At 51.4% G+C, this 15,744-nt stretch carries 16 protein-coding genes; 15 read left to right on the forward strand and 1 reads right to left on the reverse strand.

Annotated elements, in window-relative coordinates; all coding sequences use genetic code 11:
* The 14 genes from H8S80_RS29010 (at position 1) to H8S80_RS29075 (ending at position 14,447) form a co-directional block, all read left to right on the forward strand.
* Complete coding sequence (locus H8S80_RS29010) at positions 1-213, forward strand: Maff2 family mobile element protein (protein ID WP_347565849.1); 213 nt, start codon at positions 1-3, stop codon at positions 211-213.
* Between the two features lie 69 nt (positions 214-282).
* On the forward strand, positions 283-1,152 hold the full coding sequence (locus H8S80_RS29015; RefSeq protein WP_024724981.1) for a VirB6/TrbL-like conjugal transfer protein, CD1112 family: 870 nt from the start codon (positions 283-285) through the stop codon (positions 1,150-1,152).
* Between the two features lie 13 nt (positions 1,153-1,165).
* On the forward strand, positions 1,166-1,711 hold the full coding sequence (locus H8S80_RS29020) for an MT-A70 family methyltransferase (RefSeq protein ID WP_002589060.1): 546 nt from the start codon (positions 1,166-1,168) through the stop codon (positions 1,709-1,711).
* A 14-nt stretch (positions 1,712-1,725) separates the two neighbouring features.
* Positions 1,726-2,181, forward strand: coding sequence for a PrgI family protein (locus H8S80_RS29025; protein WP_002589059.1), 456 nt, complete (start codon positions 1,726-1,728; stop codon positions 2,179-2,181).
* Positions 2,138-4,537 (forward strand): VirB4-like conjugal transfer ATPase, CD1110 family, encoded by a 2,400-nt coding sequence (locus tag H8S80_RS29030; protein ID WP_117633089.1) that lies wholly within the window; start codon positions 2,138-2,140, stop codon positions 4,535-4,537. Before H8S80_RS29025 ends, H8S80_RS29030 begins: the two co-directional genes overlap by 44 nt.
* A 2-nt stretch (positions 4,538-4,539) precedes the next feature.
* The gene (locus H8S80_RS29035; RefSeq protein WP_002569211.1) at positions 4,540-4,914 is read left to right on the forward strand and encodes a DUF3851 family protein; all 375 of its coding nucleotides are present in this window, start codon (positions 4,540-4,542) and stop codon (positions 4,912-4,914) included.
* Positions 4,907-6,616, forward strand: coding sequence for a CHAP domain-containing protein (locus tag H8S80_RS29040; protein WP_117470827.1), 1,710 nt, complete (start codon positions 4,907-4,909; stop codon positions 6,614-6,616). The genes H8S80_RS29035 and H8S80_RS29040 overlap by 8 nt, the downstream gene beginning before the upstream one ends.
* A 29-nt stretch (positions 6,617-6,645) precedes the next feature.
* Positions 6,646-6,897 (forward strand): DUF4315 family protein, encoded by a 252-nt coding sequence (locus tag H8S80_RS29045; protein WP_002589133.1) that lies wholly within the window; start codon positions 6,646-6,648, stop codon positions 6,895-6,897.
* On the forward strand, positions 6,887-7,639 hold the full coding sequence (locus tag H8S80_RS29050; RefSeq protein ID WP_117440278.1) for a DUF4366 domain-containing protein: 753 nt from the start codon (positions 6,887-6,889) through the stop codon (positions 7,637-7,639). The genes H8S80_RS29045 and H8S80_RS29050 overlap by 11 nt, the downstream gene beginning before the upstream one ends.
* A 147-nt stretch (positions 7,640-7,786) precedes the next feature.
* Positions 7,787-8,485, forward strand: coding sequence for a conjugal transfer protein TraG (locus H8S80_RS29055; RefSeq protein WP_117440279.1), 699 nt, complete (start codon positions 7,787-7,789; stop codon positions 8,483-8,485).
* On the forward strand, positions 8,472-10,580 hold the full coding sequence (locus H8S80_RS29060) for a type IA DNA topoisomerase (protein WP_117440280.1): 2,109 nt from the start codon (positions 8,472-8,474) through the stop codon (positions 10,578-10,580). The genes H8S80_RS29055 and H8S80_RS29060 overlap by 14 nt, the downstream gene beginning before the upstream one ends.
* On the forward strand, positions 10,577-10,855 hold the full coding sequence (locus tag H8S80_RS29065) for an immunoglobulin (RefSeq protein ID WP_117440281.1): 279 nt from the start codon (positions 10,577-10,579) through the stop codon (positions 10,853-10,855). Before H8S80_RS29060 ends, H8S80_RS29065 begins: the two co-directional genes overlap by 4 nt.
* A 6-nt stretch (positions 10,856-10,861) precedes the next feature.
* Positions 10,862-14,230, forward strand: coding sequence for an LPD28 domain-containing protein (locus tag H8S80_RS29070; RefSeq protein ID WP_117633087.1), 3,369 nt, complete (start codon positions 10,862-10,864; stop codon positions 14,228-14,230).
* A 1-nt stretch (position 14,231) separates the two neighbouring features.
* Positions 14,232-14,447 carry a transposon-transfer assisting family protein gene (locus H8S80_RS29075; protein ID WP_002576226.1) on the forward strand — a complete coding sequence of 72 codons (216 nt, stop codon included), beginning with the start codon at positions 14,232-14,234 and terminating at the stop codon, positions 14,445-14,447.
* Between the two features lie 95 nt (positions 14,448-14,542).
* On the opposite strand, the gene H8S80_RS34460 is transcribed toward H8S80_RS29075, so the two are convergent.
* On the reverse strand, positions 14,543-15,310 hold the full coding sequence (locus H8S80_RS34460; RefSeq protein ID WP_118090812.1) for a hypothetical protein: 768 nt from the start codon (positions 15,308-15,310) through the stop codon (positions 14,543-14,545).
* Between H8S80_RS34460 and H8S80_RS34465 the strand changes: the two genes are divergently transcribed.
* Positions 15,309-15,653: a TnpV protein gene (locus H8S80_RS34465; protein WP_425516118.1), complete on the forward strand. Its 345-nt coding sequence runs from the start codon at positions 15,309-15,311 to the stop codon at positions 15,651-15,653. The two genes, H8S80_RS34460 and H8S80_RS34465, sit on opposite strands and share 2 nt — an antisense overlap.
* Positions 15,654-15,744: the final 91 nt, after the last annotated feature.

A 15,744-nucleotide genomic window follows, 5' to 3' on the forward strand; every position in this document is an offset into this window, starting at 1 on the left:
TTGTTGGCAAGGTGGACTTGCCCGAATAACCGCCCGACCTATCCGACATACCTCATGTGCCGGATAGGAACGGCAAAATTTTTTACACTTCTATTACTTCTTTATCACACATCAGTAAAGAGCCAGGGCATGAAGCAGCTCATGGCCGGTGCTGGTGTAGCCGTGGTAGGCATGGTCCTTGTACCTCTGCTCTCCGGGCTTTTCTCTGTCTAAGCGTCTCCGTATGAAATCCTTGCCGCTCCCGCAGTTTTGCGGGGGCGGCGGAAAGGAGGTTGACACCGTATGGATTTCTTACTTGAAGCCCTGACAAATTGGCTGAAAGAAATGCTGGTGGGCGGCATTATGAGCAACCTTTCGGGGATGTTTGACAGTGTAAACCAGCAGGTCGCGGATATATCCGTACAGGTAGGCCAGACCCCACAGGGATGGAATGGCAGTATTTTCAGCATGATTGAGAATCTGTCCAACTCCATCATGGTGCCGATTGCAGGCGTGATCCTGGCTATCGTGATGACCGTAGACCTGATCCAGATGATCGCAGACAAGAACAACCTGCATGATGTGGACACCTGGATGATTTTCAAGTGGGTGTTCAAATCAGCCGCTGCCATCCTCATTGTCACAAATACATGGAATATCGTGATGGGCGTCTTTGATATGGCGCAGAGCGTAGTGGCGCAGGCGGCAGGGGTTATCAATTCGGATGCGTCCATTGACATTTCCTCAGTTATGACCGATCTGGAACCGAGGCTGATGGAAATGGATCTGGGACCGCTGTTCGGACTGTGGTTCCAATCCCTCTTTATTGGCATTACTATGTGGGCGTTATATATCTGTATCTTTATCGTTATTTATGGCCGTATGATCGAAATCTACCTTGTGACTTCGGTGGCTCCCGTTCCAATGGCTGCAATGATGGGTAAAGAATGGGGCGGTATGGGACAGAATTACCTCCGATCCCTGCTGGCGCTGGGCTTTCAGGCGTTTCTCATTATCGTCTGCGTGGCAATTTATGCTGTGCTGGTGCAGAACATCGCTCTGGAAGATGACATCATCATGGCAATCTGGAGCTGCGTGGGCTACACCGTACTGCTGTGCTTTACGCTGTTCAAAACCGGCAGTCTCGCAAAATCAGTCTTTCAGGCGCACTAAAGGAGGGTTCTGTATGAAAAAATATCAAATCATTTACGCAGACCCGCCATGGAACTACAAAGTATATTCCAAGAAAGGATTGGGACGCAGTGCAGAAAGTCACTATCCGACCATGAGTATCGAGGATATTTGTGCGCTGCCAGTAGGCAACTTGGCGGATAAAGACTGTGCCTTGTTTTTATGGGTCACGATTCCATGTTTACTGGAAGGTCTCTCAGTTCTGAAGGCATGGGGATTTACCTATAAAACCGTCGGCTTTGTTTGGGTAAAGCAAAATCGAAAGGCAGATAGCTTGTTCTGGGGAATGGGATATTGGACGCGCTCCAATGTGGAACTTTGTATCCTCGCAACGAAAGGACATCCCAAGCGTATAAACGCAGCTGTTCATCAGGTCATTGTCTCTCACATTGAAGAACATTCAAAAAAACCGCAGGAAGCCAGAGAACGCATTGTCTCATTGATGGGTGATCTCCCGCGCATAGAACTGTTTGCTCGTCAATCCACACCCGGTTGGGATGTGTGGGGAAATGAAGTGGACAGCTCTATTTCATTCCCATAAAGGAGGTGGATAATATGGCTTATGTACCCGTACCCAAAGATTTAACCAAAGTCAAAACCAAGGTCATGTTCAATCTGACACGAAGGCAGCTGGTCTGCTTTACCGCCGGGGCGCTTGTAGGTGTACCGCTGTTCTTGTGGCTCCGTGAGCCTGCGGGAAACAGCATGGCTGCCATGTGTATGATGCTGGTCATGATGCCCTTCTTCCTGCTGGCAATGTATGAAAAGCATGGACAGCCCCTGGAAAAGATCGTCGGCAACATCCTCAAAGTAGCTGTGATCCGTCCCAAGCAGCGTCCCTACCAGACCAATAACTTTTATGCCGTATTAAAGCGGCAGGAAATGCTCGATAAGGAGGTGTATGACATTGTTCACCGCAATGAAAAGCTGGCTGCGCCGTCTGCTGGGAAAACCGGAAGAAAAGACCGTGCATCCGGTAAGGACAAAGAAAAAGCTGTCCCGCGCCGATAAGAAGCAGATCGAAGCGGCCATTGCCCGCGCCAACCGCACGGACAAAAAAGGAAAATCGGCACAGGACAGTATCCCCTATGAACGAATGTGGCCGGACGGGATCTGCCGCGTATCGGACAGCCACTACACAAAGACCATTCAGTTTCAGGACATCAACTATCAGCTCTCCCAAAATGAAGATAAGACCGCGATCTTTGAGGGCTGGTGTGATTTCCTCAATTATTTCGACAGCTCGATTCACTTCCAGCTGTCTTTTTTGAACCTTGCGGCATCGGAGGAGACCTTTGCCAACTCCATTTCCATTCCGCCCCAGGGGGATGCCTTTGACAGTATCCGTGAGGAATATACCACGATGCTGCAAAATCAGCTGGTCAGAGGCAACAACGGTCTCATCAAGACCAAATACCTGACCTTTGGTATCAACGCTGACAGCATCAAAGCCGCCAAGCCCCGTCTGGAGCGTATTGAGACCGATATACTCAATAACTTCAAGCGTCTTGGTGTAGCCGCCAGAACATTGGACGGTAAGGAAAGGCTTTCCCAGCTTCATGCGGTATTCCACATGGATGAACAGCTCCCGTTTCAGTTTGAATGGGACTGGCTGGCTCCTTCCGGCCTGTCCACGAAAGATTTTATTGCACCAAGCTCCTTTGAGTTCCGCACCGGCAAGCAGTTCCGTATGGGCAAGAAATACGGGGCTGTTTCTTTTTTGCAGATTTTAGCCCCAGAGCTGAATGACCGTCTGCTGGCTGATTTTCTGGATATGGAAAGCTCGCTCATTGTGAGTATGCACATTCAGTCGGTGGATCAGGTGAAAGCCATCAAAACGGTAAAGCGTAAGATTACCGATCTGGACCGCAGTAAGATTGAGGAACAGAAAAAAGCAGTCCGCGCCGGATACGACATGGACATCATTCCTTCTGACCTTGCCACCTACGGCAGCGAAGCGAAAAAGCTGTTGCAGGATTTGCAGAGCCGAAACGAGAGAATGTTCCTGGTCTCCTTTTTGGTGCTGAACACAGCGGACACCCCCCGTCAGCTTGGCAACAACATCTTTCAGGCAGGCTCTATTGCCCAGAAGTATAACTGCCAGCTGACCAGACTGGACTTCCAGCAGGAAGAAGGGCTGATGAGCTGTCTGCCCCTGGGACTCAATCAGATCGAGATTCAGCGAGGGCTGACCACCAGTTCTACGGCTATCTTTGTACCATTCACCACACAGGAATTATTCCAGAACGGCAAGGAAGCCCTGTACTACGGCATCAATGCCCTGTCCAACAACCTCATCATGGTGGATAGAAAGCTGCTGAAAAACCCCAACGGCTTGATTTTGGGTACGCCGGGTTCCGGTAAGTCTTTCAGCGCCAAGCGTGAGATTGCCAACTGCTTTTTGCTTACCAATGATGATGTCATCATCTGTGACCCGGAAGCGGAGTACGCACCTCTGGTGGATCGTCTGCATGGGCAGGTCATCAAGATCTCGCCTACCTCAACCAACTACATCAATCCGATGGATCTGAACCTGGACTATTCGGATGATGAAAGCCCGCTGTCCCTCAAGTCTGACTTTATCCTCAGCTTGTGTGAGCTGATCGTGGGCGGTAAGGACGGATTGCAGCCGGTGCAGAAAACCATCATCGACCGTTGTGTGCGTCTGGTCTATCAGACCTACCTCAATGACCCGCGCCCGGAGAATATGCCCATACTGGAGGACCTATATAACCTGCTCCGTTCACAGGAGGAAAAGGAAGCCCAGTATATCGCCACGGCCCTTGAAATCTATGTAACCGGCTCCCTCAATGTGTTCAATCACCAGAGCAATGTGGACATCAATAACCGCATTGTCTGCTATGACATTAAGGAGCTGGGCAAGCAACTCAAGAAAATCGGTATGTTGGTGGTCCAGGATCAGGTGTGGAACCGCGTTACCATTAACCGCGCTGCCCACAAGTCCACCCGTTATTACATCGACGAGATGCACCTGCTTTTGAAGGAGGAGCAGACCGCCGCTTATACGGTGGAAATCTGGAAGCGATTCCGCAAATGGGGCGGTATTCCGACAGGTATCACCCAGAATGTCAAAGACCTTTTGAGCAGCCGCGAGGTGGAGAACATCTTTGAAAACTCCGACTTCGTGTATATGCTCAACCAGGCAGGCGGAGACCGTCAGATTCTCGCCAAGCAGCTGGGCATTTCCACGCACCAGCTTAGCTATGTGACCCACTCCGGTGAGGGCGAGGGCCTGCTGTTCTATGGCTCCACCATCCTGCCCTTCGTTGACCACTTCCCGAAGAATACTGAGCTTTACCGCATTATGACCACCAAACCCCAGGAACTGAAAAAGGAGGATGAATAACTATGAAACAGAATATTTGCGAACTTGATACCATGATTTTTTTCCGTGAGGCATTGGAGGCTCACGAATTCATGTTGCTTCCGGTAATGGCCTCCGCTGTTGTTGAGTGTCGTACCGCTGACAAAGAACTCAAAACCTTGAATGAGGATGGCGAAATTGGTCTTGCCCGTCTCTTTTCGATTTGGGCGAATATGATGTGTGCCCCTGGTGCAGCAACCATTGTAGGGTGCAGACCTATCACAATGCTCTCTGAGATTCTGGCGCAAGTCCATGCGTATCTCACCGTGCATCCGCTATATGATCCGGAAGGTTTGGCCCTCTATGTGGAGCTGCACCACATGATGGATGCTATCCTAATGGGTGATTGGTTTGAATAAAGAGCCGCGCCTGCGCTTTACTGATGAGGAACGGGCTGACCCTGCACTGGAAAAGCCGATCCGCAAAACGGAGAAAGCTACGGCCAGAGCAGATAAGGCGCAGGCCAATATTCCAAAGAAAAAAGTCAGACAGACGGTCATTGACCCGGACACCGGGAAAAAGACCTCGAAGCTGACCTTTGAGGACAAGAAAAAACCACCTTCCAAACTTTCTCAAGGGGTTAAGGAAGCTCCCGTCCATCTGGTCGCGGGCAAGTTTCACAAAGAGATCCGGGAAACAGAACAGGACAATGTGGGCGTGGAAAGCGCCCACAAGTCCGAGGAGGCGGTGGAGACCAGCGCTTATCTGGTGCGGGAGGGCTATCGCAGCCACAAGCTGAAGCCGTACCGCAAAGCAGCCCAGGCCGAGCAGAAGCTGGAAAAGGCAAATGTAAATGCCCTGTACCAGAAGTCCCTACGGGAAAATCCTCAGTTTACCAGCAACCCTCTCTCCCGCTGGCAGCAAAAACAGAGTATCAAAAAGCAGTATGCCGTCGCCAAGCGCACCGGTCAGACTGCCGGAAATACCGCCCAGGCTGCGTCCAAAACCGGAAAAGCCGCAAGGACGGTAAAAGAAAAGGCACAGCAGGCAGGGGCATTCGTCATGCGCCACAAGAAGGGCTTCCTGATGGCAGGGGTTTTTTTCCTCATCGCCTGTATGCTGATGAATACCATGTCCTCCTGCTCTATGATGGCACAGAGTATTGGTTCTGTAATTTCCGGCACTACCTATCCATCGGATGACCCGGAAATGCTGGCGGTGGAGGCAGATTATGCAGACAGAGAAGCTCGGTTGCAGGAGAAAATCGACAACATCGAAAGCAGCCACCCAGGGTATGACGAGTATCGCTATAACCTGGATATGATTGGCCATGACCCCCATGAGCTGGCGGCAGTTCTCTCTGCTGTCTTGCAAGGCTATACACGCCACAGCGCACAGGCAGAGCTGGATCGTGTGTTTGATGCACAGTATCAGCTTACGCTGAGAGAAGAAATTCAGATTCGCACTTACACTGACGAAGATGGTGATGAGCATGAATATGAATATCGTATTCTCCATGTAACTTTAACAAGCCGTTCCATTGCCTCTCTTGCGCCAGAACTACTGACTCCGGAGCAGATGGAGATGTACCAGGTCTACCGACAGACTATGGGCAATAAGCCGCTGTTATTTGGTGGCGGTTCTCCCGATACAGGTGTTTCTGAAGATTTGACTGGTGTTGAATTTATCAATGGCACCCGCCCCGGCAATCCGCAGCTGGTGGAACTGGCGAAAAGTCAGGTGGGCAATGTGGGAGGACAACCTTATTGGAGCTGGTACGGCTTTGACTCCCGTGTGGAATGGTGTGCCTGCTTTGTATCATGGTGCTATGGTCAATCCGGTCGAACGGAACCACGCTTTGCTGGTTGTCAGTCTCAGGGTGTTCCGTGGTTCCAGTCTCATGGACAGTGGGGCGCACGAGGATATGAAAACATCGCCCCCGGTGATGCCATTTTCTTCGATTGGGATCTGGATGGTTCCGCAGACCATGTGGGAATTGTTGTCGGCACCGATGGCAGCCGTGTTTATACCGTGGAGGGAAATTCCGGCGATGCCTGCAAGATCAAAAGTTATGACCTGAATTATCAGAGTATCAAGGGCTACGGCCTGATGAACTGGTAACAGAGATTTTTTAGAAGGAGTGATAGACGATGGCAAAGAACAAAATTGAACGCATTGACCAGGAGATTGCTAAGGTCCGCGAGAAGATCGCAGAGTATCAGGAAAAGCTCAAGGCGCTGGAGGTACAGAAAACCGAGGCAGAAAATCTGGAGATCGTCCAGATGGTGCGCGCACTGCGTATGACCCCGGCTCAGCTGAGCGCCATGCTGTCCGGAGGCACAGTTCCCGGCAGTTTTGCTGATGACAACAACGAACAGGAGGAAAACAGCTATGAGGAATAAACGATTGCTCCGAACACTTTCCGCCCTTTGCCTGACGCTGGTGCTGGCATCGGGCTTTACCGTTCCCGCTTTTGCCCAGGGCGCAGCGCCGCCCCCGGCAGAGGATACCACCAATGACAGCAATGTGGTGGTGGAAGAAACGGAAAAAGCACCTCCGCTGACCCCGGAGGGCAACGCCGCTCTGGTGGATGATTTCGGGGGCAATAAACAGCTCATTACCGTTACCACCAAGGCGGGCAACTATTTTTATATCCTGATCGACAGGGCCAACGAGGATAAAAAGACTGCTGTTCACTTTCTGAACCAGGTGGATGAAGCGGACCTGATGGCGCTGATGGAAGATGGAAAACCCAAAGAGGAGCCGCCTGCTGTGTGCAGCTGCACGAAGAAATGTGAAGCAGGGGCAGTTAATACGGCCTGTCCGGTCTGTGTAACTGATAAGAGTAAATGTACGGGAAAAGCACCGGAACCTCCGGCAGAAACATCGGAGCCGGAAAAAGAGAAGCCTGCCGGACTGAACCCGGCTGCGCTGATCCTTCTGCTGGCTCTGCTGGGCGGCGGTGGCGTATTTGCCTACTTGAAGCTCGTTAAGAATAAGCCTAAGACCAAGGGCAATGACAGTCTGGACGATTATGATTATGGTGAGGAAGATTCCGAGGAATGGGAAACCGAAGATGAGGAAGTCCTTGAGGATGGTTTTGAGGGTTCTGACCCTAATGAGGAACGCGATAGAGCAGATTGAACCATTTGAGCGTAGCGTATTTCAAATCATTGCGGGATAAGGGACAGAGGACAGGGAGAAATTCCTGTCCTCTGCTGCTCTACTCACTCTCTTACTGTAAATCCACACCCAAAATCAGCACATGGTCAAAGAAAGGAGGACCTCACAATGAACACCTGGAACTGGTTATTACACTTTCTGATTATTTTTGATCTGGTCGCCTTCGGAATTTACTTTGGAGGAGACATTCTTTTCACTGCTATAAGCAAAGTTCAAAAAAAGTCAAAGAAGAACGATGACTTGGATCTTTATGATTTTGAAATTGAGACCGCACCCCAAAAGCGCTCTTTATGTGTGGACTCAATCCGAATGCTTTATTCTGGTGAGATAGATGAATTTGTGGAAAAGGAACTGTTGCCTGATGCAGCGGAGACCATGAACGCTTTATCTGAAGCTGAAAAAACAGCAGTTAGCCTGTTACTAAAAGCTTATATCGGTTTTTTGAGCGAAGAAGCAACGGTAGATGAACAAAGTTTTCCCATGGTTAAGGAACTGTTGTCTTATACACAGGGCAGCAAAGAAGATGGTGAAAAAGATGCCATAGATTGTCTGATGGAAGATACGGTCAGCAGAACCCACAGACATCGAGAATATTACAACAATTATCAACGCTATCAACTGATGCAGGTGGATAAAGAGCGTGTGATTATGGCCTGCAATATCATAATCAATGATTTGATTGGCAGGTTGTACCGATATGATTATCGCTTTGGCTATGACATTACACTTGCCTCAGAACACAGCATTGCAAAAAAACTGTCTGATAATTGGCAGAATGAATGGGAGGCTGAAGATGATGAGATATAAACTGGTAATCGCTGAAAAACCATCGGTTGCACAAAGTCTGGCTGCGGTAATCGGTGCAACTGCTCGTAAGGATGGGTATCTGGAGGGTAACGGCTGGCGTGTCAGCTGGTGCGTGGGCCATCTGGCTGGTCTTGCGGATGCAGACAGTTATGATCCCAAGTATGCCAAGTGGCGATATGATGACCTGCCTATCCTGCCGGAGCATTGGCAGATGGTGGTGGGAAAGGATAAGAAAAAGCAGTTTGATATTCTCAAAAAGCTGATGAACGCCCCAGATGTGACCGAAGTGGTAAATGCCTGCGATGCCGGACGCGAGGGCGAGCTGATCTTCCGCAGCGTCTATGAGCTGGCAGGCTGCCAAAAGCCGATGAAAAGGCTCTGGATTTCTTCAATGGAGGACTCCGCCATAAGGGAGGGCTTTGCAAACCTGCGTCCAGGTGTAGATTATGATGGACTTCGGAAAGCTGCTCTCTGCCGTGCCAAGGCCGACTGGCTGGTAGGGATCAATGCCACAAGGCTTTTTTCCGTGCTGTACCACCGCACCCTCAACATCGGGCGCGTGATGTCCCCAACGCTGGCACTCATTGTCCAGCGAGAAGCTGAAATCGACACATTTAAGCCGGTTCCTTTTTATACCGTGGCGCTGGAGCTGCCCGGTCTTACCGTATCCGGGGAGCGCATAAGTGACCGAGCAAGCGCAGAGCAGCTGAAAGAAGCTTGCCAGGATGCAGCTGTCACAATCAAAAAGGTGGAGTGCAAGGAAAAGTCTGAAAAGCCGCCTGCCCTCTATGATCTGACTACTCTGCAAAGAGATGCCAATCGCCTGCTTGGATTTACAGCCCAGCAGACCCTGGACTATCTGCAAAGCCTGTATGAAAAGAAGCTCTGCACCTATCCCCGTACTGACAGCCGCTATCTGACCGGTGATATGGCAGACAGCCTGCCGGTGCTGGTGAATCTGGTTGCCAATGCTATGCCGTTTCGCAAAGGGATCGCCATTACCTGTGATCCGCAGACAGTCATCAACGATAAGAAAGTAACCGACCACCACGCAGTAATCCCTACCAGAAATCTCAAGGATGCAGACCTTTCTGCCCTTCCTGCGGGAGAAAAAGCGGTGCTGGAGCTGGTGGCCCTGCGTCTGCTGTGTGCCGTAGCCCAGCCCCATATCTATTCGGAAACCGTTGTGATTGCCGACTGTGCCGGTGGGGAGTTTACCGCCAAAGGAAAAACAGTGAAGCACCCCGGATGGAAAGCACTGGAGGACGCTTACCGTGCCAAAATGAAGGATGCAGAGCCAAAAAAAGAGGGCGCAGAGAAAGCCCTGCCGGAGCTGACCGAAGGACAGACCCTTTCGGTTTCTGCGGCAATCGTCAAAGAAGGCAAAAGCAGTCCGCCCCAGCACTTTACGGAGGACACCCTATTGTCCGCGATGGAGACTGCCGGAAAAGAAGATATGCCGGAGGATGCCGAACGAAAAGGTCTGGGGACACCGGCAACCCGTGCCGGTATTTTGGAAAAGCTGGTATCTGCCGGTTTTCTGGAACGAAAAAAGAGCAGGAAAACGGTGCAGCTTCTCCCTTCCCACGATGCAGTCTCCCTTATCACCGTTCTGCCGGAACAGCTGCAATCTCCGCTTCTGACTGCCGAGTGGGAGTACCGCCTGGGCGAGATCGAGCGCGGGCAGCTTGCCCCGGAGGAGTTTTTGGACGGGATCAGCACCATGCTGAAAGATCTGGTGGGAACTTATCAGGTCATCAAGGGAACCGAGTACCTGTTCACTCCGCCCCGTGAGGTGGTGGGCAAATGCCCCCGCTGCGGCGGTGAAGTTGCAGAATTGCAAAAAGGCTTCTTCTGTCAGAACAAAGATTGCAAATTTGCAATCTGGAAAAACAACAAATGGTGGGCTGCCAAGAAAAAACAGCCGACCAAGGCTGTGGTGTCTGCGCTGCTGAACGATGGCCGTGTCCGTGTGACGGGGTTATATTCGGAGAAAACCGGCAAGACCTACGATGCCGCTGTGGTTTTGGAGGATGATGGACAGTACGCCAACTTCAAGCTGGAATTTGACCAGCGGAAAGGAGGCAGCCGATGAAGCTCTCTTTAGTGGAACGGGAAACCATTCTCCTCTATAACCAGGCAGAACCAATGGCTGAGATCTATACTCATGATCCCCGTCTGATGGAGAAGCTGAATCTGCTGGCAAAAAAGCACCCCGACCAGATCACCCGAAAGGACGCCCATAACTTTACCGTCCCCAAGCGGTGTGTATCAGTCCGGGAGCCATACAGCGCAGAACGCCGCAAAGCCGCCAGTGAGCGTGCGAAAGCCGCCGGATACCAGCCTCCTGTGAGAAAGTCCAGCAGTTAAAGGCACATGGCAGAGAATGTATTTGAAGCAGTCAAGCAGTCGGTCAGCACCAGAGAAGCGGCAGAGTTTTATGGGATAAAAGTCAGTCGAACTGGCATGGCCTGCTGTCCCTTCCACGATGATAAGAACCCCAGCATGAAGGTAGACCAGCGATTCCACTGCTTTGGATGCGGTGAAGATGGGGATGTGATCGACTTTACCGCAAAGCTCTTTGACCTCTCCCCAAAAGAAGCGGCGGAGAAACTGGCACAGGACTTTGGCCTGATCTATGACAGTCAGGCCCCTCCCCGTAGGAGATATGTCCGGCAGAAAACCGAGGCACAAAAGTTTCGGGAGGACCGGCAGCGGTGTTATCGCGTACTGTCTGATTACTACTATCTGCTGAAAAAATGGGAGGCCGACAATTCTCCCCGGACACCGGAGGAAGAACCGCACCCCCGTTTTGTGGAAGCAATCCAGAAGAAAACCTATGTAGAGTACCTGTTGGACCTTTTTCTTTATGAAAGTGAAGAAGAACAAAAGGCATGGATTGCAGAACACACAGCAGAAATCACACACTTGGAAAGGAGATTGAAAATCATGGCTGAGAACAAACCCACCAACCGAGAGCGGCTAAGGGAAATCACAGATGGCATCGAGCAGGGGATCAAGGAACTGTTTGAGAGTGAAAAGTATATGCGCTATCTGTCCGTCATGTCCCGCTTCCACCGCTATTCGGTAAACAACACCATGCTCATCTATATGCAGAAGCCGGACGCTACATTGGTAGCCGGATACAATAAGTGGAAAGACCAGTTTGAGCGTCATGTAAAAAAGGGCGAGCATGGCATTACCATCATTGCCCCAACACCGTATAAGAAGAAAATCGAGGAGCAGAAGCTGGACCCAGATACCAAGGCTCCGATTCTGGATAAAGACGGAAAGATCGTCACAGAGGAAAAAGAAATTGAGATTCCCATGTTCCGCCCGGTCAAGGTCTTTGATGTGAGCCAGACCGACGGGAAACCTTTGCCGGAGCTTGCTTCCTCCCTTTCCGGCAATGTGCCAAATTATGAGGCATTCATGGAGGCTCTGCGCCGCAGTGCGCCGGTGCCAATCACTTTTGAAGCAATGGCCGCCGATACGGACGGCTATTTTTCTGCCAATCATCAGAAAATCGCCATTCGTCAGGGCATGAGTGAGGTGCAGACGGTTTCGGCCACAGTACACGAGATTGCCCACAGCAAGCTCCACAATCAGAAAAAGATTCAGATTGCCAATGACGAGCAATATCAGGAGATCGAGCTGTTTGATAAACCCGGTCTGTTCTCCAATGGGCGGATTGCTCGTGATAATCTGCCGGAGGGCGTTTATTGCTATGACCTGCGCGGTTCTGACTACGACCCCGGAGAGCCGGTCTGTGTAGAAGAACAAGTAGTTGTAAACCATGCAGGTTCCGTTCTGCTGACAGAGCCGCTGGAGTTGGCGGAAGATGGACGCCTGATGCTGACCGAGGAAGAAGGGCTGAATTTTGTTGGCGGCTTTTCTACCCTCACCCAGTTTTTGCAAGAACATAGGAAAGACCGCCACACGGAGGAAGTGGAGGCTGAAAGCATCTCCTACGCAGTCTGCAAATATTTTGGCATCGAGACCGGAGAAAACAGCTTCGGCTATATTGCAAGCTGGAGTCAGGGCAAGGAACTGAAAGAACTGAGAGCCAGTTTGGAGACCATCAACAAAACCTCCGGCACTTTGATCTCTGACATTGAGCGCCACTATAAGGAAATATGCAAAGAGCGTGGGATTGATCCCCATGCAAAGGCAGAGCCGGAAACCGCCCCGATAGAGCAGCCGACCGGCAATCTAACCTACTATGTAGCAGAGTGCATGGAGTTTCCAAACCTCGGAGAATACCACGATAACCTGTCTTTGGAGGAAGCTGTACGCATTTATCAGGAGATTCCGGCAGAGCGAATGAATGGGATCAAGGGCATTGGCTTTGAGCTGAAAGATGGAAGCGACTATGAAGGACCTTTTCCGATTTTGACCGGGCAGACCATTGACCTGGACACTATTCAGGCAATCGACTATTACCGTGACAATCCGCTGGTACAGAAAGCGGTAAAGGAACTGGCTGCGGCCATGCCGGAAATGGAGGTACTGGGGGCAGACGCCAATCAGCAGGAGGCTTTGTTTCTGATCGACAATGCCACCTATCTTTATATCCAGCCCTGTGACAGCGGATGGGACTATACCCTTTACGATGCCGCATCCATGAAAGAGCTGGATGGAGGTCAGCTGGATATGCCAGAGCTTTCCCGCATGAAGGCAGTTCTCCAGATTTGTGATGACAACGATTTGGGCAGAGACTCGGTAAAATACGCACCGTTGTCCATGGTTGAGACCTTGCAGGAAGCTGCTTATGAGCAGATGCAGGCAGAGGCAAGTCAGATGACCGCTTCTTCCCAGCTGCCGGAAGCGCAGGAGCAGGCACTGGATGAATACCCCATGCCGGATGAGCAGGTATCCACACCGGATATGCAGGAATATGGCTACTCCTATGATGGGATGCTCCCTGTTACCAGAGAACGGGCGCTGGAACTGGATGCCGCCGGTTTGACCGTCTATGTGCTGCATGAGGACAATACGGAGAGCATGGTGTTTGACCCGCAGGAAATCATGGATCATGGCGGTCTTTTCGGTGTGGACCATGAGGAATGGGAGAAAAGCCCTCAGTTCCACGAAAAGGTCATGGAGCGTCAGGAACATCAGCAGGAACGCGAACAGGCATTTCTCTCTCAGAACAGAGATTGCTTTGCCATCTATCAGGTAAGTAGTGACGATCCGCAGAATGTGCGCTTTATGAATCTGGATTGGTTAAAGTCCCATGACATTTCCATAGACCGCAGCAATTATGACCTCATTTACACAGCTCCTCTGAGGGAGTCTGGCACTGTGCCGGAGCAGCTGGAAAAACTCTATCAGCAATTCAATCTGGAAAAGCCCGTGGACTTTCACAGTCCCTCCATGAGCGTCAGCGACATCGTTGCAATCAGGCAGGACGGTAAGGTATCCTGTCATTACTGTGACAGCGTTGGTTTTACCCAGATCCCCGGATTCCTGCCAGAAAACCCGCTGAAAAATGCGGAAATGGCCCTGGAGGACGATTACGGCATGATCGACGGTATCATCAACAATGGCGCAAAAGAACCCACGGTGGCAGAGTTGGAACAGCAGGCCCGAAGCGGTCAGCCCATTTCCCTCATGGAGTTGGCAGCCGCCACCCATCGGGAGGAACGGGAAAAGAAAAAGTCCGTCATGGAGCAGCTGAAAAGCCAGCCCAAGGCAGAACACAAAAAGATAGCGCCAAAAAAGAGTGCGGAAAGGGAGATTTGATATGGGAAACTTTACTTTTGAGGAAATGAACCTGATGTGCATTTACAATACCGGCAGCCGCACCGGACTGATCGACAGCCTGCGTGAGATGCGCGGCGAGCTGGCCCCGGAGGAAACCGAGCTGCGGGAGTTGACAGACAGCGCACTGGGCAAGCTCCAGGCCATGAGTGATGCCGAGTTTGCCGAGTTGGAGTTGTATCCGGATTTTGACCAGTAAACACCATAATCGCAGGGATGGGGTGGCAATATGCTACCCCATCTTTTACCCAAAAACCGAAAGGAGGACAGAACACTATGCCAACCAAAGCTGAACTATATGCACAGATGGCGGACAAGGTGGCAACGCAGCTCACGGGGAGCTGGCAGGAATGGGCCGGGTTTCTCACCACTGCTTCCCGACTTTACAAGTACCCGTTCCATGAGCAGTTGATGATCTACGCCCAGCGCCCGGACGCTACCGCCTGTGCAGAGTACGATTTGTGGAATGAAAAGATGGGCCGGTATGTAAGGCGCGGCTCCAAAGGGATTGCTCTGGTGGACGATTCCGGGGACAGGCCCCGCCTGCGCTATGTCTTTGACATTTCCGACACCGGAACCCGTGAACATTCCCGTACTCCCTGGCTGTGGCAGCTGGAGAAGCGCCATCTGGATTCCGTGCAGGCCATGCTGGAGCGCACCTATGATGTTTCCGGTGATGATCTTGCCGGACAGCTCACGGAGGTAGCCGGAAAACTGGCTGAGGAATACTGGACGGAGCATCAGCAGGACTTCTTCTATATCGTTGACGGTTCCTTTTTGGAGGAATATGATGAGTATAACATCGGAGTGCAGTTCAAGGCAGCCGCCACCGTCAGCATCACTTACGCTTTGATGTCCCGCTGTGGACTGGAGCCGGAACGCTACTTCGACCACGAAGATTTCATGGCGATCTTTGATTTCAACACCCCGTCCACCATCGGGGCGCTGGGAACAGCGGTCAGCCAGATCAACCAGCAGGTGCTGCGGCAGATCGGTGTTACCGTCCGAAATGCAGAGCGCGAAGCCAACCAAGAAAGGAGCAAGCAAGATGAACAATCCCATGACCTACATCCAGAACGGAGACTATCAGATTCCCGACCTGAAGCTGAGCCAGCAGCCGGAGAAACCCCTGGGCAAGTACGGCAGGATGAGGAAAACCTACCTGAAGGAACACCGTCCCATCCTCTACAACCAGATGTTGCTGAGCGAGAAGCTGTACCCGCACCTCATCGAGATCGACGAGACCGCCCAGAGCAGACTGGAACAGATGATGCCCCAGCTGGCGAAGGAAGCGGGAGCCACCGAGGAACTGAAAGCCAGCGATCCCATGAAGTGGGTGGGCCTGATGAACACCTGCAAAGCCCAGGCAGAGGAGATCCTGATGGCGGAGCTTATCAACAGCTGACCCTAAACCTGTTCCTCTCCGAAGCGGAGCAGATCCAATCCATAGATGAAGCAGAGAATGTAGCGCATACATCCTCTGCTTTTTCTTTTGC

This window comes from Hungatella sp. L36 (assembly GCF_014288035.1).

What these genes read in the sequence shown, in the direction of transcription:
- H8S80_RS29015 (WP_024724981.1), top strand. Translation starts at nt 283, where the DNA reads ATGGATTTCTTACTTGAAGCCCTGACAAATTGGCTGAAAGAAATGCTG.
- H8S80_RS29020 (WP_002589060.1), top strand. Translation starts at nt 1,166, where the DNA reads ATGAAAAAATATCAAATCATTTACGCAGACCCGCCATGGAACTACAAA.
- H8S80_RS29025 (WP_002589059.1), top strand. Translation starts at nt 1,726, where the DNA reads ATGGCTTATGTACCCGTACCCAAAGATTTAACCAAAGTCAAAACCAAG.
- H8S80_RS29035 (WP_002569211.1), top strand. Translation starts at nt 4,540, where the DNA reads ATGAAACAGAATATTTGCGAACTTGATACCATGATTTTTTTCCGTGAG.
- H8S80_RS29045 (WP_002589133.1), top strand. Translation starts at nt 6,646, where the DNA reads ATGGCAAAGAACAAAATTGAACGCATTGACCAGGAGATTGCTAAGGTC.
- H8S80_RS29050 (WP_117440278.1), top strand. Translation starts at nt 6,887, where the DNA reads ATGAGGAATAAACGATTGCTCCGAACACTTTCCGCCCTTTGCCTGACG.
- H8S80_RS29055 (WP_117440279.1), top strand. Translation starts at nt 7,787, where the DNA reads ATGAACACCTGGAACTGGTTATTACACTTTCTGATTATTTTTGATCTG.
- H8S80_RS29060 (WP_117440280.1), top strand. Translation starts at nt 8,472, where the DNA reads ATGATGAGATATAAACTGGTAATCGCTGAAAAACCATCGGTTGCACAA.
- H8S80_RS29065 (WP_117440281.1), top strand. Translation starts at nt 10,577, where the DNA reads ATGAAGCTCTCTTTAGTGGAACGGGAAACCATTCTCCTCTATAACCAG.
- H8S80_RS29070 (WP_117633087.1), top strand. Translation starts at nt 10,862, where the DNA reads ATGGCAGAGAATGTATTTGAAGCAGTCAAGCAGTCGGTCAGCACCAGA.
- H8S80_RS29075 (WP_002576226.1), top strand. Translation starts at nt 14,232, where the DNA reads ATGGGAAACTTTACTTTTGAGGAAATGAACCTGATGTGCATTTACAAT.
- H8S80_RS34465 (WP_425516118.1), top strand. Translation starts at nt 15,309, where the DNA reads ATGACCTACATCCAGAACGGAGACTATCAGATTCCCGACCTGAAGCTG.
- H8S80_RS34460 (WP_118090812.1), bottom strand. Translation starts at nt 15,310, where the DNA reads ATGGGATTGTTCATCTTGCTTGCTCCTTTCTTGGTTGGCTTCGCGCTC.